This window comes from Bdellovibrio sp. GT3 (assembly GCF_037996765.1).
Lineage (GTDB): Bacteria > Bdellovibrionota > Bdellovibrionia > Bdellovibrionales > Bdellovibrionaceae > Bdellovibrio.
Genome location: NZ_JBBNAD010000004.1, coordinates 815,517 through 833,288 on the forward strand (window position 1 = coordinate 815,517; position 17,772 = coordinate 833,288).

Here is a 17,772-nt window from a genome sequence, read left to right on the forward strand (position 1 = left end):
ACAATAGTATCACTGGAGTTGTTGGTGGATAAGAAAAAACTGATTGAGCATATTCGAGGTGAACTTGAAAAAGATCTGGCGAATCTGACGGCAGTTGCAAAAGCCACCATAGAGGCTGTGACTCATGAAGAAAGCAAGCCTGAAAACGAATACGACACCCGTGGGCTTGAGGCCTCTTATTTGGCGCGGGGCCAAGCCAAGCGCATCTCTGAAATCAAAGAATTGTTGGTGATTTTGAAGCACGTGGTGGTCAAGGACTTCGGTCCGGATGATAAGATTGCCGGCACGGCTTTGATCGAAGTCGAACACAATGGTAAAACCAGTACGCTATTCATGATGACTCACGGTGGTGGGGTGAATGTTGATTTTGAAGGCAAGCGCATTCAAATCGTCACACCCAGCAGTCCTTTGGGAGAAGCTTTGCTGGATCTGTATGAAGGTGACGTCGCCATTGTAGAGCAAGGCGATCAGGTTCGCGAATACGAAATCGTTTCGGTAAAATAGTTATTTGAAATTATCCATCAAGGGAATATCACGCTGGATGCCATTGAAGGGACCGCAGTAAACGGTGTCTTCAAGCCAGGTGATTTCGTTTTTCACATCATCCTTAAAGATGACCTTCGACCAAAAACGATTCGTATTGTCCCAGGAGTAGCCGCGGGATTTTAAGTGTTCCTTGGATTCAAAAGGTGCGGAGCTTGCAATCATATGAGTCATCATACGCTTCGCATTTGATGTTAGCTCCATCAAATACGGTTTTTCACTCTGCGTTTCGGGAATGCTTAATAGATAAAGAAGTGCATCCACATCATTCAGGGCGCGATGAGAATCAGTGAAGAAGCCATGGTAGATATTTAAAAGCTCAAGTTTGGGGCTGGTAAAACCTTTGGAACTCCAGTCCACTTGTTTGAAAGAGCAACCCCAGATTCTTTCCTTGGAGGTTTTTGATTTGCGATCAATAAAGGGGCGGTCAAACTTGGCGTTGTGAGCAATCACCAGGCAGGATTCCGAGATCAGCTGATCAACATGGTTCCAGTCGATTTTCTGTCCTTCTAAGTCTTGATCGGTGATGCCGGTCAGGGAAATGATCTCTGGAGACAGGGGGCGTCCTGGATCCTGAAAAGCTGAATAAGATTTTCCCAGACGCAGAATCTCTCCGGTGTTTTTGTTGAAATCAAACTGGCGCAGACCAATTTCGATAACCTGATCTTCATTTTGATTCAGTCCGGTGGTTTCCACATCCAATACCATGGCAGTACGGATCAGATCCTGATTGGTGTGCAGCCAATTTTCGGTGACATACTCTGGCGCGACAACGGGGCAGTCGATTAGTTTCTTCAAAGTGACGGTGTTGCCATCCTGTGATTTGCCGATCCAACGAAATGCCATGTTCTATCCCCCGGTGCAGTTTAATGGCTGCGATTATTGTAGATCCTTGGGGGAGTTTCAACTCTATTCAACCATAACTTTCTCGGTATCTTTGGGGCGGCCCACCATTTCTGCGGGCAGCTGCCAAAATATCCAGGCAGAGCTGCAGGTGATCAGTCCCATGCATATGAATGCGGCACGGAAAGCGCCCAGGGCAAAGCCGCCGTCTGCTGTGCCGGGATAGTGGGCTGCGAAAGTTGAAAGCAGGGCGCCCGCTGCCGCAACACCGAAACTCATTGCCAGCATTTGCACCATGGAAAACAGACTGTTTCCACTAGAGGCCAGGCGTGGCTGCAGGTCTTTTAGCGTCAGAGTGTTCATCGCTGTGAACTGCAGGGAGTTCACGGTTCCAAATATTAAAAGCTGAATGATGCGCAGCCACTGGGGTTGGTTTTCGGTGATCACAGCAAAGCTCGCCATCATGATCCCCAACATCAGTGTGTTGTAAACCAGAGTGTTGCGATAGCCCCAGCGAGTTATCAATGGTGTTGCCAGTTTTTTCGCGTAGATCCCGGCCAGGGCAACGGGGATCATCGTCATGCCGGCCTCAAAGGGAGAGTAGTGCAAGCTGATTTGTAAAAACAAGGGAATCAGGAAGGGCATGCTGCTGCTGCCGATACGGGCAAACAGATTTCCCAGGAGTCCGATGGTGTATGTTGAGGATTGAAACAACGAAAGAGAAAACAGCGGGCGGTGTGCGCGGCGTGCATGCAGCCAATAGGCACTCAGTGATGCCAATCCGAAAATCACCAAAATCAAAACGGTTGCTTGGGGGAAGCCCAGTTCAGACATTCCATCCAAGGCCAATGAGATCATCACCATGCTTAGTGAAAGAAGAATAAAACCGGTGATATCAAACTTCGTCGTTTCCACGCCGCGAATGTCGGGCATGTCGATGTAGGTGGCGATGCAACCAATAATTCCCACAGGTAAATTGATTAGAAATATCCAGTGCCACGAAGCGTACTCGACCAGGTAGCCCCCTAAAGTGGGGCCAATCAGTGGGCCGATCAAGGCAGGGATTGTGACAAAGCTGATGGCGCGTAAAAACTGATGTGCTGGGAATGCGCGCAGGACGGCCAAGCGTCCAACCGGCATCATCATTGCTCCTCCCATCCCTTGCAGTACCCGGGAAGCTACCAGCTGGGTCAATGTCTGAGAGACCGCACAACAAAGTGATCCTAATGTAAATATGAGGATCGCCGAGAAGAAGACTTTTCTTGTGCCGAAGCGATCCGCGATCCAACCCGATGCGGGAATGAGGACAGCGATTGTTAAGGCGTAGGCAATGACTACTGCCTGCATCATGAAAGGGCTGGTGTTCAGGCTTTTGGCCATCGAAGGGAGCGCTGTATTAACAATCGTCGCGTCCAGCGTTTCCATGAAAAAGCCGATGGCGACCAACCATAGCAGGCGGTTGGATGACGGTGATGCTGTGTAAGTGGAAGTCGGAGACGTGGACATAGAATTGCCTCGGATTCAGTTATACTCCTCTTTCTAAAGGACAGCAAAATAAGATCGCTTTGACGTCGTTGTTGAAAAGCAGTTAGACTTTCTAAATGAAATTTCTGCGCCTGTTAATTACCAGTCTCGTATTCACATTTTCTTGTTTGGATTTTGGATTTTCTTCTGATGGTTTACATTGGAATGATCCTACTGATTCCAAACCATTTTTTCCATGGTTGTGGGAGGATCAATTCAAACCCACAATCGTGAAAGGTTTTGATGAAACCGGTGCGCGAATTATCATCGGCGGTTTGATGGCTTCCGCGATTGCCGGAACACAGGATGATAAGGTCCATGAATACACCATGAATCATGAGACAATGTCGGATGATTGGAGACAATTGGGTGCGATGTTGGGGAGTGGCGGTCCGGGTGTTATTCTGGCGGCGTCCCAACTTTGGTGGGATCAGCCTGCGGGGCTTCAAGCAATTCGCGCAATGGCTTTGACGACTTTGACTCACGTGACGTTGGCAGCCAGTATCAATCGCACGCGCCCGACAGGGGATCGTGGTTGGTCTTGGCCCTCAGGGCACACCTCCAATGCCTTTGCGATTGCGACTTCATTTGCGTACTCCTACGGTCCGTGGGTTGGTACGGCGGCTTTTACGACGGCGACTTTTATCGGGGCCTCAAGAATTGCCTCGCAGGTTCATTGGTTGAGCGACACGGTAGCAGCAGCAGCTTTGGGTTTTTACTGGGGGCGTGCGAGTGCTTTGGTTACCAAAGGCGACAAGGATCCGATTTCATTTTATCCGGTGCCAGTGCCGGGAGGTTTGATTGTTAACTATTCAAAAAGTTTCTAGCACTCTGCTTGCTTTGCTTCTGCTGTTCACGGCAGGGCACAGCTTTGCCCAAGTCTCGGCGGAGGCAGGCAGTGGTTCGGTCATCGTTGAGAAAAAGCCTTCAAATCTTTTTGAAGACTATCGGCACCTTCCCAGAACGGATATCGAACCAGGTGAAAAATGGAAGTACTTTGGGGTCATGTATGGACTGCAGTGGGCTGTGTATCTAGTAACTCAATGGGAGACCATCGAGGATCACGGTTCATTTGATAACTTTTTCGATCATGCTCTTCATCCGGATTATGACAAAGACACTTACGACTACAACATTTTCAAACATGCGTATTCGGGGCAGCTTTACTATCAATTCTATCGTTCGCGGGGCTATGACGAAGTAACCGCATTCTATTGGACTATTGGTTCTTCGTTGGCATTTGAGTTTGCCATTGAACCTTTGACTGAAGTTCCAAGTTTACAGGATATCTATCTGACGCCGGTCTTGGGAACGATTGTGGGTGTGGGATTTGAAAATCTCAGTTTTTATTTTCACTCCAAAAAGACCTGGCCGAATCGACTCTTGGGTTACATCTTCAATCCCTTCACCTTGTTGCCTGATTCACATTACGGATATGTGGCTCCGATTGTTTCGGATAAGTTTAAGGGCGTAAATGTTGGTTGGAGTTTTGAATGAAACTAAAAGTGTTGCTGTCAGTACTTCTTACGCTGGTTTCTCTTTCGAGCTTCGCGCAAGATCAGAAGGACTATTTACTTAAAGGCACGGCCGTTGAGGAGTACATCGTTCAACCGACTGCCATTGATGAGATTTGGAAAGAAGGAACTCATATTGCGGCGGGCTTGGGAATTACCGGTGGTGCCTACATTGTTGAAGGTGTTTCTCGGGATTTTGGCGGGGGCTTGGCTGGTAAAACCGATGTCGGCTATTACCTCAATGACAAATGGGCACTGGAAGCGAGTTCTTATATTAAGTTTGCCCGGGTGAATGACTATCGTGTCTGGGGAACAATTTTGTCGGTGGGATTTCGCTATCGTTTGCCGGAAGGTTGGTTTGATGAGCAGGTTCCGTACTTCAGGGCCTTCACTGGTGCAAATATCAACGTCGTCTATCTGGATGGCCGCAAGATTCCCGAGTTTGATGAAGTCTATAACCGCATTCAATTCGAGGGCCCGATGGTGGGTATTGCCTTGGGCGGGATGAGACTATCCAAAACCAAGAAAGTTTTATTCTGGGAAGTGGCTGCAACAGGGGAGTGGATGGTGCGGGAAAGTGGCATCCAAATGGATAAAGATGTGCCTGTTGTTGTGGCAAGGGCCTCGTTGGATGGGCGCTCCCAGCTTTATTCCGTCTATGTGACCTTGGGTGGCTTCATATTTTAATCGTAACGCCGCGCCCAAAGTTGACCTTTGGGTAAAGACGGGTATCATCTGTGCTTCACGATTGCCTCGGTGGCGAAATTGGTAGACGCACAGGACTTAAAATCCTGGGATTCCTTTACCGGGTCGTGCCGGTTCGATTCCGGCCCGAGGCACCATTCTCTCTCCAAATTTCTTCGGACAGTCCTCGTTCTTTTTTTCATACGGTTAGTTTTGCTGATTTATTGGTTCAATGATTTTTTTGTGGCTTCGTTGTGGCTACAGAGTACTGCGGAACTTGAAATTTGGAGAGAGAATGGTGCTCGTGGTTTAACCGACCCACTCGCCAAAAAAAAGAAGGCACTGATTTTTAGTCAGTGCCCTGATGGATTTATTTCAGAGCAAAGTATGGCATTGCGAATTGTTCACCATTAATCACCACAGATATATAACCCTTTACTTGTTTTGTGTCGACCGCAGAAGGGTTTATAAGACGCGTGGCTAGTAATAAATCGCCCTCTTCATTGCCACCTATTCCGGCTTTTCCATTGTGCACACTAAAGCGGGCAGGAGCTACTTCAGTGCTACTCGCGGGATCCCGCTGTACCATGGCGGCATCGAAGCGTAAGCACATCCCAGCCAGAAAGCGATCCTTCCCGTTACTTTTCAATAACACGATAACCGATGGAGTCCAGTTGGCAATTTTAACGAATACTCTGGTGTCTGTGGCGGATCGTGGCTCAATTCGCACTTCCTGCACGGGAGAACTTCCCTCTGCCGACCAACTGGCTTCCGCGTTGTCCGTTTTGCGTTGCATATGAATTATGGCGCGACCACCAGTGGTTTTTCCACCAATCACATTCTTAAATGGCTGATTGCCACTGCCGGCGTTATATTGTGTTTGTCCAAATAATTCAATTTCCCAACTATCGCCCATGGTAGGCGTAAAGAAATTGCCTAACTCAAACCATGCCGCCGTACCGGTATTGTTGCTCAGTCTGAATTTCGAATTAATGTGACCGTATTTCAAACTGCCGTCGAAGGCAGCACCAAAGGACTCAACTCTCGATGAACCCATCTCCCATGCGCTCAGCCAGCGGCCTTCACTCGGCATGGAATTGTCTATCGTGCTTCCAGATTGCAAATTAATCTGACGCGAATTCAAGCGCGAGTTGCGAGCGTTCAGCGGATTCGTGCAGCCTTCAAGGCTTAAGGCATCAATAATCCATTGTCCGTTGGAGATATCTCCTGGATCTTTACAGTGCTCAATCCACCCGTTATAAATTAACGCCTGACTACAACGTGGTATGTTTAAAACCTTTCCATTTGTGCATCTTTGAACGTTGAAGTTGGAAAGCTCAACCGCAGTGCTGTGGTCCCAAGCTCCGGCTTCTCGGTCTGACCATTTAACTCTAACAATATCATTTATACAGGCATTGGCGTAGAATTGGTCAATTTTGCAATCTAGCGTATCCATCAAAGATAAAGAAGCCCCTCCCACATTCTGGAAGCGCAACTGGGACCCACGGAAAAACTGTCCCCCTTCACAAATATTATCGAAGAACCCTTGGTAATTTTGAAATTTATCAATCTGTCCCTTAAAGACCAGATTTGAAATCTCGGCTCTGCGCGCATTTACCTTAAACACTTGAGAAGTCTTGCCATCGGAAATTATCGTTGTAGACGGAAAATAACCAAAATTGACAGTCCCGCCCGCTAAACGAAAAAGGGGCAGCTCTGCCGTTCCCATATCCACACGAGATACAAAGAACGTACCCGCAGGAAACTGAACGCCAATTCCTGGATGGTTGGCTTTTGACCAAGCATACATCGCTTTGATCGCCGCGGCTGTATCAGATGTACCGTCAGCCTTTGCACCAAAATCAAATACAGTCAGATTGTTGGGATCTTTGATCACGCGACGCCAATAAAAACCACTGCCAGCAAAGACAGTCCCGCCATCATCTACTCCAGTTGACAAGTAACCAATAAAGTCGCCACCACCAACGTTAAGCCCCGAATGGTAGCTTCTTACTGTCATCTTGGCGCCATTAACTGAAGGGCGTGTAGAACGCAGCTCAATTACAGACCCGATGTCTCCCTGAGCATAACTTGGTGGCAAAGCAGCGGCTTCGGCGCGGGTGGAAATAGCAGCGACCGAGAGAGCAGTGACAAAAGAGGAGGCCGCGGATTGCAAAACTTGTCTTCTTTTCATTGATCTTCCTTTTGTTAGCATCATGTTAATATGTTTCGGTCGTCCCACCTAACAATCAAGAGTTCGTGAGACACTCGAGTTCGATTACACAAACAAAACTGATCCATCAGTTTATGACTCCGCGATTTCAGATTGGATAAATAGAGAGAATTTGACCTCACGGTTAGCAGACGGGTAACTAGCAGACGGGTAACAGTTCCCTTTTCGTACTGCGATGCGGAACCGATGTCGGTTCTGCGTGAGGTCATGCCTGGTGCGTCTGTCTCGAATCAGAAATAAAAAAAAGCACTGATTTTATGCCAGTGCTTTTTGATGCTGAGTTTGTTCAACTCGCAAGTGTTAAATAGTTACTTCAAAGGTGGCGTCCAATTCGGATCTCGTGCCATATTAAAATATGCTTGAGAGAGCTTTAGGTGCCGCTTGCCTAAACGATCTTCTTTAATCTTCTGGAGACACTTTGCTATGAGGCTATGAGATGTGCCAAGATCTTTGAGATCTCCCTGATTCGCAGCTTTCAAAACCAAGTCAGCATACGCGCAAGCTACCATTTGTAGCTCTTCATCTACTCCCAGCTTTTTCTTTTTAAGGCACTCTTCCGCATATTGTAACGTCCAGTCATTAAGATCTGTGAATGCGGCATTTTTAAATGCCTTCTTTTGTCGAGAAGTGAGTGGACTATTTTTTTGGGAAGCTGTAATCAGCGCCTCAGTATCTCGAATCTGTTTCTGTATTGCGTTCATCTCGCCTTGAAGTTTTTCCAGATTGGCTTCAATATTTTTTGAAATACTAGCAACACTTAAATCACGTGAAGACTTTAACATCATACCAATTTCATCAATCGAAAAGCCCATTTTTCTAAATTGAGAAATTTTTTTAGCAATCGAGACCTCTTCTTTGCCATATATGCGATATTTATTCTCTGGATCTCGAATGCTACGAAGAATTCCTTTTTCCTCATAGAAACGAATCGCTCTTGGTGTCAGGCCTGTAACTTCAGCAAACTTTTTAATTTTCATATCGATCTCCTTAAAATGGAGTCTCAGGGTTCACGCAACGTGAAGGTCAATAGCTAAAATAGTGCCACGATAAATTATTCATTCAACGATATTAGTTGGAAAGCGTATCGAAACGGAATGATTCAAAGCTATCTAGTGCTCGATAACTGGTGCGCTGCCGCACCCGTAGCGGGTGTGGAAATGTTGTTCATTTTTTATTGCGATGCGGATCCGTAGCGGTTCTGCAAGATGTCAGGGGGCGAGTGCGGTTAAGGAACAAATCGAGGTAATAGATTGTTGGTCAAACCCAGTTGGTAGTTTTTATTGAAGCCCCAACATTTCAATTGGTTCGAGGAGGTCGTTGCGCAAGTGTGATAGGCGCCTGCGCTGACTGTAGAGTATGTCGTGCCGTTGTCGATGATGGTTGGGACCTTTTTGCCCACAAGGGTGCCGTCGCCCAATTGACCGAATTCGTTGTTACCCCAGCATTTTAAAACACCAGCAGTGGTGATGCCGCAACTGTGGGAACTGCCCACTGTGACTTCCTTGTAGGAGGTGCCTGAGTCGATCAGGGTCGGTGTGCTGCGATTTGTGGTGGTGTTGTCACCAAGCTTGCCGGCTGTGTTGGTGCCCCAGCACTTCATGGCTCCTGCCGAGGTGATGGCGCAGCTGTGAGACTCGTCTGTCGCGATATTTGAATAGCTTACGCCGGAATCAATCAGTGTCGGAGTTGTACGGGTCGTGGTGGTGCCGTCGCCAAGTAAGCTACCGACATTGTAACCCCAGCATTTCAGGGCACCGGATGTGGTGATGCCGCAGGTGTGTTTCATGCCGGCGGCAATCGCCGAGTAGGTGGAACCGACATCAATAAACATCGGTGTTAAGGATTCTGTCGTTGTGCCATTGCCCAGTTGGTTGGTGTTGTTATAGCCCCAGCACTTAAGGTCGCCGGAAGTTGTGATGGCGCAAGTGTGCAAATCACCATTTGCGACGGCAGAGTAGGAAGTGTTCGAGTCCACAAGAACCGGATACGTTCTTTTGGTTTTTGTGCCGTCGCCAATCTCCCCATAGACATTGGATCCCCAACATTTTAGAAGTCCGGTCTCAGTGATGCCGCAAGTGTGGTGGTTTCCTGCGCTATTGCCGTTAACGGCGATAGCTTTATAAGGGGTGCCTGGATCCACGACTGTGGGTATTGGTTTGATGGCCGTGGTTCTGTCACCAATCTGACCGCCATAGTTTTCACCCCAGCATTTGATTCCGCGAGCCGTAATTCCACATGTGTTGACCTGGCCTGCAGAGGCCTTGCTGTGGGCTGTCGCTGAATCAACAGGTTTAGGGGTTGTGACGATGGAGCCGTAGCCCATACCAAGCTGGCCATACTGATTGTCACCCCAGCATTTTAGATACCCGGCGCTCAGTATTCCGCAAGTATGATAGCCGCCCACCGAAACAGAGGTGTAGGCGGTGTTGTCAGTAATGCCCGGAGTTTTGCGGTCGATGGTTGTGCCATCGCCGAGCTGACCATTCTGGTTGCTTCCCCAACATTTCAAATATCCCATCGTCGTGATTCCGCAGGTCTGGTCGTAGCCTGTGTTCACTGTGATATAAGAGGTGCCACTGTCGATCATTGTCGGAGTCATCAGAGTGGTTGTGGTGTTGTTGCCCAGCTGGCCCGCGCCGTTGTAACCCCAACATTTAAGCGAGCCTGTCGTCGTCACTCCGCAAGTGTAGTCCGAAAATGCGGAAACCATTGAATAGGTGGTTGATCCATCAACTAGATTAGGTGATGAAATCGAACTGGTCCCACCGGTACCCAGTTGACCTGAATCATTTTTACCCCAGCATTTTAGCTGGCCTGAATTCTGGATGGCGCATGTATGAGATCCACCCGCTGTGACAGAGGAGTAGATGAAACCGATGTCAATAAGAGCCGGTAAAGAAAGGCTGGTCATAGAACCGTTTCCAAGTTGTCCACTGTCGTTAAGACCCCAGCACTTCAGTGATCCGGAAGTGGTGATGGCGCAGGTATGTTCATAACCGGCTGCAACTGAACTGAAGGTTACGCCGCTATCAATAACGACTGGCGCATTTGTGGCAACATTCGTTCCATTACCCAGTTGGCCACTGGTGTTGTCCCCCCAACATTTCAAAATACCACTGGAGGTGATGGCGCAAGTATGGTCAATACTCGCAACCACCATCTGATACGAAATTCCATTATCGACGATGGCAGGGGAAGACTGATTGATCGTGCTTCCGATTCCCAATTGTCCGCTATAATTGGCTCCCCAGCATTTTAAAATTCCCGACTGGGTGATACCACAGGTGTGGGCTTCGCCGCTGGACACTTTCACGAATTTATCAGAAGTACCATCGTCATCAAAAACGGTTTGGTTATAGGAATTAAAGACGCTGGCAACAACGTTCGCTGTGTTGCTATAAGGAGTCAGGTCCAATTGGAACACCAAAGATGAAGAAGCGAATGTGTCGCCGTAAAGCTGGAAATTGGTGCTGGCACTTGAAACGCCCGCTGGCAGGGTCATGCTGTTGTTGGCAAGACTGAAATGCGTGGGATTGATAGCTGTGGTGATCGCTTTGTTCACCACAAATTCAATTGTGATGTCTGACGTGGTTGCAGGGGCGACCTGCAAATTGATCGAGTGCGAAGCTGTCGAATTGCCTTCAGAAAGTGGATTAGTTGGTGCCGGCATACCGACGATGTAAATAGTCTGATCTACGATAACAGACGTTCCTGTTTGGTTGAGTGCCAGGTTGCCAACCGCATCGGAAGCGGTTCCTGCTGCGATAGAGGGCGCAAGAGTTCCTGCACCTGTGCAGTTTTCCACAATCAGAAGGCGGGAATCAGGGCGATCCAGGCCACCGATTTTCTTTGTGCATCCGGTATTTGCACCCTGCAAAGTGATGTCGTTATTGGTTAATGTGATGCTACTCGCGTCCAGATAGGAAATGACCCACACAAAGCTGGTTGATGACAGTCCCACCGCAGGAGCTGGTGTTGACATCACAACCACCGGTGGTGTGCTGTCTATAAGAATATTTGCAGGCGATGTCAAACTCACATTGTCGGCTAAATCTGCAGTAGTCGCACGCACTTTGACATTTGCGGAAATCAAAGGGGAGACCCAATTGTAAGTGCCTGATGGAGGTTGTGCCAATACGATTGAAGACCATGTTATTCCACTATCCAGTGAATATTCCAAGGCAACCATATTGGGTGCAATGTTGAGATCCGAACTGATCCAGGAAAGACTTACCACATCGCCACCGCGAATCATCGAAGGCAGAGTCGAGGTCAATTGGATCAGAGGGGGAGTTGAGTCCAAGTTATACAACAGCCCTGTTGAGCAGGCAGAAACACTTCCGCCTTGTGAGCGGGTTGCATAAAAGTTGTAAGTGCCATCAGCGCCCAGGATCGGGACATTCAATTTAGCCGTCGTTGTGACGGCCGTTGTTGAAGTAAGAAAGATTGAACAAGCTGAATCGCTGTAAATGGAAACGATGTCTCCTGAGTTTAAACCACTTGCCAGGATTTCTGGGGTTTGAATTCTTGAGGGAATAGTCACAGGATTGCTGAGTTCTAAGTTTGGTGTCGTGACCACTCCTGGAGTCGGTGACGGAGTTGGCGACGGTGAGGGAGTCGGAGTTGGTGAAGGCGAAGCGGCTACCAAGTGTACGGAAACGGTCTGACAGGCGAAGTCTTTGCCGTTAATACGATACCGATAGCTGATTTTCTTTTCTCCGATTTCCGGTGACAGAACAAGATCGTAAGAGGACTTCTTACTTTGCCATTCCAAACCATCACAGGATTCGCCTTCTCCGATAGCAATCTCTGACACCTGAGGCGGCAGCAGTGAAACAGAAATGGAGGGTGTTGAGGTTGTGATGTACTTTTTTGAATCGACAGCGTATTCACCTTCGAAGTTGACGGAGGCACGACTTTCACTTTTTAAAAGTGAAACCATCGGATCCACATTGGTGCAGCCTCCGAGAATGAAAGTCAGAATGAAAAGTATTGGAAAAAATGAACCCACCCGCTAACGTACCTCTGCATAATATATCGGCCAAAGGCGAGGTCTTGTTTACGAATCATTCATCGATTTAATACTTTTATTGGAAATATCTGACTCAAATTGAGACAAAAAGTAACACAAGGACTTACAAGAAGACATTTTTGCATTGGGCGTTGTTCGGTGTCCAATAGCTTGGATATTTTAATACCTTTAAAATGCGACCCACGTAATTGCTTCCATTTGAAAAAGGTGCCAATGAAGGTGGTATGCGGCTCCAGGCTGATTTTTCCATAGACTCGTAAAAATCCCGGCCGTGAAAAGTTGCATTGTAAGGATCGATCATCCAGGTTTTGTTCCCGTCCTTGATAACAACAAGTGCGTGATCTTCGACACTTTTGCCCGCGTGGACTTTTACATAAACAAAGTGACTTTCGATCCCCAAAGCACGCAGAGCTTGATGAGTTAGCAAAGCGTTTTCACGGCAGACGCCGGATTTACATTGTAAATAGGCACCCAAGGAAATGTCCTTATTCAATAGACGGTGTTCTTTAAGCGTCTCCCGGTAGGGCCTTGCATCGTAAGCCTTGCCTGGCAATGCACTGCGGATGGCTTCAGTTGTAAGTTGAATCTTAAGATATTTGGCCTTTAGAAAGTTGCCACGTTTTTCTGCATTCTGAATTTCTGAATTTTCCTGAGCTTGCTTCATCAGTTCAGTCAAAAACTTTTTCAATTCCTGGTCGTCATCAAGGATTTGGTAATCGGGTTGAATGCCACCATGTCTGGCGGATCCTTCAATATAGGATCCAAAAGGCAGCTGAATAAATCCGCCTCTTTGTTCTGTGTAACCATCCAGGTTGCCCGGGATGGCCAAACAAGCTGTTGCGAAAAGTGTAGTTAGGCCGAAGCAAAGAATTTTAATCATGGCTCCAGCTTCCTTACCATGTACATGCAGTCTGGGCATGTTTTGTGAATTTGCAGCCACGAACGCAGAGCAGGTTTTCCCTCTAGAAAAGGCACAACCAGAGTGGTTCGTTTGGCCGGATCTGTGAAGTTAGATTTTTCGGGAGCACGGATCGCGATCATCTCGCCTTGTTTGTTTTGGATCTGCGTGTAGCCATGGGACTGCAGTTTTGCGAACTGCTTTCCGTCGATGCCACGTTGATAATTGCTTTCCATGATGCGAGTGATGTCGTCCAGGGTGTGTGCTTGTTCGCCCCAGATTTCTTTTCTCATGCGCATCAGGGTCATTACGTAGTTGTTCATTTTGCGACCATTTTCAGTCACTGGCTCCGCACCAATCATGCGATTGTACAGGAAGTAAGTGGAGATGTTCTGTGAAGTCAGAACCTCGATCTCCTTAAAGCCACCGGCTTTAAGAAAATCAAAAAGGCGATCACGCAGATGATTAAAGACCGGAGCCGGCATACCTTTCTTTTCCTGAGCATGGCCCAGCGTTTTCGAGTCGGAGTTTGCCAGTGGATTTTCAAGGCGAAGGCTTTCGATGACAGCACTTTGGCGGGAGCTTCCCGGCCAGATGGATAAGTGACCGATCAAAAGACCATCTGAGGTGCTGAAGTTCAGGGTGACGCCGTCGTTGTTTCCCATGACAGGAAGAACACGTGCCGAGACAGTTTTTCCGCCCTGGGAAAGTTCGGCAATGTAGGAAGCTGGAAGGAAGTCAGAGGCTGCAATCTGAACGGAATCTTTAAGTCCTGGATCCCAGGTTTTAAAGGCGCCAGGGGGAGCAAATATATACTCGCAAAGGGGCGCGGCACTTGCCCCCAAAGGCAAGAGCAGGATCAGGTAAATGAAAACAAAAAAGTCCCTCTTGTTCATAAGGGGCTTTGAGTGCATCGAAGGTGCCAGCATTAAAGCTAACTTATTGGATTTAAGGGTGAAATACCTGTAAAGGTGCCCCTGTAGGGCATTCGATGGTCACTTTGAGTAATCATTTTAGGGTGTTAACTGACTGCTTTTGTTTTGGGCAGGTTTCTGTTAGAAGAAGTTCCAGCCAAAAACTTAAAAGAGGGTCTTATGAAAGTTCTGTCTATCGCGGTTTTATTGTCTGGTCTTTGCTTGTCCGGTCTTGCACAAGCATCCCAAGTTCCTAACGAAGTTCTAAATACATTCCAACTTGTTCGCTCTTATACAAGTCGTTTTCAAACGACGGGTGTTTCTGCGAATGGTGGCAAATGCGTATTGAACGTCGACTACCAACCAGCAGCTGTGGTTGTGACTTTGACTGGCGATGAAGATGCATTCAAAGAGGCGGCAAGCTATCTGACAGTTTTCACAAAAGTCGAAACTTACACAGGTAAGACGATGACATTTGGTGACTACGGATGGGATGGCGAGGAAACTCAATTCACCCTTGAAAGCTCAGGCAATGAGCTGACGGTTTCCGCTGAATATCACTTCAGCGAACACTTCGGTGGCGGTTTTGTTTCCGATGTTTGTGTGTTCAAAAAGAAATAGTTAAAAATAAAAACCCCACTTCAAAAGAGTGGGGTTTTTTCTTATTTAAGTTTCGTGAATTCCTGATCCATTCGATCCGACAGTCCTTTTAGCAGAGTACCAATCTCGTCCACTTTCTCTATCGGCAGGCGGTTGAAGACCACAGCCCATGCGACGCCGTTGGGTTTCATTACAAAGTAAGACAGCGTTCCGGTTTCCAGGGCTCCGGCGTGGCCGAACTGTTTGCCGTCTTCAAGACTGACCCACCCCAGGGAGGCACTTGGACTTCCAATCTTGGGGTTCGGAGCGGTCATGACTTTGATGGTCTCCGGTTTTAACAATTCAGTTTTACCAATACCCGGTGAAACTGCGTGCAGGATCAAAACCAAATCCGAAGGTGTGCCAATCCAGCCCCCATGGCCATCCATGGTTTTTAAGTAAAACTCGTTATAAGCCATCGGTCCCTTGGTAGTTCCGTCAAATTGCGATGTCACCATAGGACTGCGAGGGTCATCATAGTAACGGGATTCTTCGGGCAAAAGTTCTTCCAGGCGGCTTCCGCCAATGCGCATGTCGGTAATCCCCAATGGCGCCATGACGTTCACTTTCAGATAGTCTTCGTAGGATTGGTTGCTGAGTTTTTCAATCACTCGCGCGAGCACATTGTAGCCGAAGTTTGAGTAGTGATACTGTTTACCCGGGTCGCGGTCCAATTTCGTATTTTGCAAAACATAGCGAATCACGGTTTTGGCATCAGCAGGCGGTGCCACTTTCATTTTCTGGGCGATTTTGAATAAATCGTACTGCGGATCGTAGTCGTCCTTGTCAGATCCCCAGCCGCCAGTGTGCTGCAAAAGATCACGTAAAGTAATCTTCAAAACACGTTTGTCCTTGATGGCTTTGTACTCGGGCAAATAGCCTTTGCTGCCAAAGACCGTGCGATTCAATGCGACTTGCAGGTCGGTGCCGGATTTTTCCAGAAGTTGAAAAACGGCGATGGCGGTCAGGGGTTTGGTGGCACTGGCAATACGAAATGGAGTAGAGGCAGAGGCCGGAGTTTGCTTGTCTTTGTCGGCAAACCCAGCGGCGCCGTTATAGGCAAACACACCATTTTTCGCGACGGTCATTGCTCCACCGGGAATGTTATTGTGTTTGATGAAGTCCTGAAGGATTCCTTCAAAATTGGCATTTTGGGTGGGTGTCGGTTGGGATGCACAACCCCAAATCAAAGAGCATAAAGCCAGCAAGAACAAGCGCAACATTCTGAAATCTCCTTTTTAAGTCGACTGCAGTAGAAGCATAAAAGCTTTCATGTCCTCGGGTAAAGCAGATTCTATTTTAACAGGGTTTTGGGTGAAGGGGTGTGTGAACTCCAGGCTCAATGCATGAAGCATCAGGCGCGGTGCCACGGGTGTTTTATTGCAAGGGTAGATATCGTCGCCGAAAATTCCCATGTGCTCTTCCGCCAGGTGCACGCGAATCTGATGCATTCGACCGGTGAGTGGCTGAGCTTCAACCAGCATGCCCAGTTTGAATTTTTCTATAATGCGAAATTTTGTGTGAGCCTTGTCGCCCCCGGAAAGGGTCGACTTCATTTTCATTTTTTTCAGTTTATTGTCGCGCACTTCTGACAGGTGATTTTTGATTTCCCAGGTTTCAGGCATTTTACGGTTGCGAGTCAGTGCCTGATAGGTTTTTTGCACCAAGTGGTTCTTAAACATTCCGGCAAGAGGGTCGTTGGCCTCTTTGTTTTTGGCAAAGATCATCACTCCCGAGGTATCGCGATCCAGACGATGATGAAGAGCCAGGTAGAAATCCTTGCCGCGTTCGTCCTGCAATTGCTTTTTAAGCAGATTGAAAAAATCGGGACGGCTTTTATCCACCGTCGCCTGGGATGGCAGTCCCGCGGGTTTTTCAGCCGCGAGAAACCAGTCATCTTCGAACAGAATTTTAAACATTATCTTTTATTGATCATGCAGAAATTCAGATTCTGCGTGATTGTGTCGCGTTGATTCTCCAGCTCCGCTTTTGTGAACACGAAATCAGACGGACGGCAGTTGTACTTTGAAATGTTCTCAGCAACAGCCTGGGCTTCATCCGGATTCAAAGTCAATCGCCACAGCATCTTGATTGCCAGCCAGTTGCGGATGTATTGACAACGACCTGGCTCGTAAGGAGGCAGATAGCCTTCAGGACCGCGGTCGCCCTTGGACATGTTTTCGTGGGCTTCAGCTGATACCAGGTGTTCGCGCAAACCCATGTAATTGGCATAAAGACAGCGCAATTTATAATCCCAGTTAAAGGCGCCCGACATATAGGCGTTCTTAAGTGGAACCATGTGGTCGATCTGAATGTCTCTTGAAGAAGTCAGCACTGTGCCCGTGTAAGGATCATCCCATTTGCCATCTTCAACCACGCAGAACTTGCCATTGCGGTAAGTGACTTCGCCTTTGCTGTCGCGGACCAACACTTTTGCACGAGTGTTCATGCAGGTTTCATCCGTAGGATCGTTGATCCAGCGGCCGAAGTGCAGTTTGCGCATGTATTTTTCTGTTGGAACCGGCATGTCGTAGCCGTATTGATTCCAGCGCAACAAATTAACAACAGCGACCTTGATCTTTGTGGCAAAGGTTTCAAGCAGAGCGCCCGGAGTTAATAGTTCTGGTAATACAGACTTAGGCGCGCGGACGGTGACCTGTTCATAGTTAACGTCGTCAACCATATAGAACTGATGCCATTGCGGCTTGTCTGTGTAAGGAGCGGGAACCTGCTGCTGGGAATTACCAGCTTGCGATGCGTTCACTGGAACCTGTGGTTCCAGTTGCTCCTGTGCCTGGGTTGCTTTTGCACTCAGCAATGCTGCTGCAAAGACCCCCATAAACGTAGCGAATTTCATGCCCCTCACGAAATCCATTATTCCCCCCGCGAATGAATAGAAACGTACCTTGGGTGTTTGAGGAGTTTCAACCATTCATTCTGTCAGGATT

General features: G+C 47.9%; 15 protein-coding genes and 1 tRNA gene. 6 read left to right on the top strand and 10 right to left on the bottom strand.

Annotated elements, in window-relative coordinates; all coding sequences use genetic code 11:
- Positions 1-24 precede the first annotated feature (24 nt).
- On the top strand, positions 25-504 hold the full coding sequence (locus AAAA73_RS05550) for a hypothetical protein (RefSeq protein WP_340597192.1): 480 nt from the start codon (positions 25-27) through the stop codon (positions 502-504).
- On the opposite strand, the gene AAAA73_RS05555 is transcribed toward AAAA73_RS05550, so the two are convergent.
- Both AAAA73_RS05555 and mdtD read right to left on the bottom strand, forming a co-directional pair.
- The gene (locus AAAA73_RS05555; RefSeq protein ID WP_340597193.1) at positions 505-1,389 is read right to left on the bottom strand and encodes a 3'-5' exonuclease; all 885 of its coding nucleotides are present in this window, start codon (positions 1,387-1,389) and stop codon (positions 505-507) included.
- Positions 1,390-1,452: 63 nt separating this feature from the next.
- Complete coding sequence (gene mdtD, locus AAAA73_RS05560) at positions 1,453-2,892, bottom strand: multidrug transporter subunit MdtD (protein ID WP_340597194.1); 1,440 nt, start codon at positions 2,890-2,892, stop codon at positions 1,453-1,455.
- Between the two features lie 95 nt (positions 2,893-2,987).
- Here mdtD and AAAA73_RS05565 point away from each other — a divergent pair, with 95 nt between their 5' ends.
- The 4 genes from AAAA73_RS05565 (at position 2,988) to AAAA73_RS05580 (ending at position 5,266) form a co-directional block, all read left to right on the top strand.
- Positions 2,988-3,737 (top strand): phosphatase PAP2 family protein, encoded by a 750-nt coding sequence (locus tag AAAA73_RS05565; protein ID WP_340597195.1) that lies wholly within the window; start codon positions 2,988-2,990, stop codon positions 3,735-3,737.
- On the top strand, positions 3,712-4,407 hold the full coding sequence (locus AAAA73_RS05570) for a DUF3943 domain-containing protein (protein WP_340597196.1): 696 nt from the start codon (positions 3,712-3,714) through the stop codon (positions 4,405-4,407). Before AAAA73_RS05565 ends, AAAA73_RS05570 begins: the two co-directional genes overlap by 26 nt.
- Positions 4,404-5,111 (top strand): hypothetical protein, encoded by a 708-nt coding sequence (locus tag AAAA73_RS05575; protein WP_340597197.1) that lies wholly within the window; start codon positions 4,404-4,406, stop codon positions 5,109-5,111. The genes AAAA73_RS05570 and AAAA73_RS05575 overlap by 4 nt, the downstream gene beginning before the upstream one ends.
- A 63-nt stretch (positions 5,112-5,174) precedes the next feature.
- Positions 5,175-5,266, top strand: a tRNA-Leu gene (locus AAAA73_RS05580).
- Positions 5,267-5,478: 212 nt separating this feature from the next.
- Here the strand turns inward: AAAA73_RS05580 and AAAA73_RS05585 are convergent.
- The 5 genes from AAAA73_RS05585 to AAAA73_RS05605 all read right to left on the bottom strand — a co-directional run bounded on the left by AAAA73_RS05585 (position 5,479) and on the right by AAAA73_RS05605 (position 14,167).
- A complete protein-coding gene (locus AAAA73_RS05585) occupies positions 5,479-7,302 on the bottom strand; it encodes a hypothetical protein (protein WP_340597198.1) in 1,824 nt (607 codons plus the stop codon).
- A 347-nt stretch (positions 7,303-7,649) separates the two neighbouring features.
- Positions 7,650-8,318, bottom strand: a complete 669-nt coding sequence (locus AAAA73_RS05590) for a MerR family transcriptional regulator (RefSeq protein ID WP_340597199.1) — start codon at positions 8,316-8,318, stop codon at positions 7,650-7,652.
- Between the two features lie 248 nt (positions 8,319-8,566).
- On the bottom strand, positions 8,567-12,283 hold the full coding sequence (locus AAAA73_RS05595; protein WP_340597200.1) for an RCC1 domain-containing protein: 3,717 nt from the start codon (positions 12,281-12,283) through the stop codon (positions 8,567-8,569).
- Between the two features lie 193 nt (positions 12,284-12,476).
- A complete protein-coding gene (locus tag AAAA73_RS05600) occupies positions 12,477-13,253 on the bottom strand; it encodes a transglutaminase-like domain-containing protein (RefSeq protein ID WP_340597201.1) in 777 nt (258 codons plus the stop codon).
- Entirely contained in the window at positions 13,250-14,167 is a 918-nt protein-coding gene (locus tag AAAA73_RS05605; protein WP_340597202.1) for a hypothetical protein, read from the bottom strand. The genes AAAA73_RS05600 and AAAA73_RS05605 overlap by 4 nt, the downstream gene beginning before the upstream one ends.
- Before the next feature lie 198 nt (positions 14,168-14,365).
- On the opposite strand from AAAA73_RS05605, the gene AAAA73_RS05610 reads away from it, so the two are divergent.
- A complete protein-coding gene (locus AAAA73_RS05610; RefSeq protein WP_340597203.1) occupies positions 14,366-14,806 on the top strand; it encodes a hypothetical protein in 441 nt (146 codons plus the stop codon).
- A gap of 41 nt (positions 14,807-14,847) precedes the next feature.
- Here AAAA73_RS05610 and AAAA73_RS05615 read toward each other — a convergent pair whose 3' ends face one another.
- The 3 genes from AAAA73_RS05615 to AAAA73_RS05625 are packed head-to-tail and all read right to left on the bottom strand — an operon-like array spanning position 14,848 to position 17,681.
- Positions 14,848-16,047, bottom strand: coding sequence for a serine hydrolase domain-containing protein (locus AAAA73_RS05615; RefSeq protein WP_340597204.1), 1,200 nt, complete (start codon positions 16,045-16,047; stop codon positions 14,848-14,850).
- A gap of 15 nt (positions 16,048-16,062) precedes the next feature.
- Complete coding sequence (locus tag AAAA73_RS05620) at positions 16,063-16,743, bottom strand: RluA family pseudouridine synthase (protein ID WP_340597205.1); 681 nt, start codon at positions 16,741-16,743, stop codon at positions 16,063-16,065.
- Positions 16,743-17,681, bottom strand: a complete 939-nt coding sequence (locus AAAA73_RS05625; protein WP_340597206.1) for a DUF1524 domain-containing protein — start codon at positions 17,679-17,681, stop codon at positions 16,743-16,745. Before AAAA73_RS05625 ends, AAAA73_RS05620 begins: the two co-directional genes overlap by 1 nt.
- Between the last annotated feature and the right edge of the window lie 91 nt (positions 17,682-17,772).

Excerpts from the sequence above, each read along its gene's own strand:
- AAAA73_RS05555 (WP_340597193.1), bottom strand. The coding sequence starts at position 1,389 with ATGGCATTTCGTTGGATCGGCAAATCACAGGATGGCAACACCGTCACT.
- mdtD (WP_340597194.1), bottom strand. The coding sequence starts at position 2,892 with ATGTCCACGTCTCCGACTTCCACTTACACAGCATCACCGTCATCCAAC.
- AAAA73_RS05565 (WP_340597195.1), top strand. The coding sequence starts at position 2,988 with ATGAAATTTCTGCGCCTGTTAATTACCAGTCTCGTATTCACATTTTCT.
- AAAA73_RS05575 (WP_340597197.1), top strand. The coding sequence starts at position 4,404 with ATGAAACTAAAAGTGTTGCTGTCAGTACTTCTTACGCTGGTTTCTCTT.
- AAAA73_RS05585 (WP_340597198.1), bottom strand. The coding sequence starts at position 7,302 with ATGAAAAGAAGACAAGTTTTGCAATCCGCGGCCTCCTCTTTTGTCACT.
- AAAA73_RS05590 (WP_340597199.1), bottom strand. The coding sequence starts at position 8,318 with ATGAAAATTAAAAAGTTTGCTGAAGTTACAGGCCTGACACCAAGAGCG.
- AAAA73_RS05595 (WP_340597200.1), bottom strand. The coding sequence starts at position 12,283 with ATGGTTTCACTTTTAAAAAGTGAAAGTCGTGCCTCCGTCAACTTCGAA.
- AAAA73_RS05600 (WP_340597201.1), bottom strand. The coding sequence starts at position 13,253 with ATGATTAAAATTCTTTGCTTCGGCCTAACTACACTTTTCGCAACAGCT.
- AAAA73_RS05605 (WP_340597202.1), bottom strand. The coding sequence starts at position 14,167 with ATGAACAAGAGGGACTTTTTTGTTTTCATTTACCTGATCCTGCTCTTG.
- AAAA73_RS05610 (WP_340597203.1), top strand. The coding sequence starts at position 14,366 with ATGAAAGTTCTGTCTATCGCGGTTTTATTGTCTGGTCTTTGCTTGTCC.
- AAAA73_RS05615 (WP_340597204.1), bottom strand. The coding sequence starts at position 16,047 with ATGTTGCGCTTGTTCTTGCTGGCTTTATGCTCTTTGATTTGGGGTTGT.
- AAAA73_RS05620 (WP_340597205.1), bottom strand. The coding sequence starts at position 16,743 with ATGTTTAAAATTCTGTTCGAAGATGACTGGTTTCTCGCGGCTGAAAAA.
- AAAA73_RS05625 (WP_340597206.1), bottom strand. The coding sequence starts at position 17,681 with ATGAAATTCGCTACGTTTATGGGGGTCTTTGCAGCAGCATTGCTGAGT.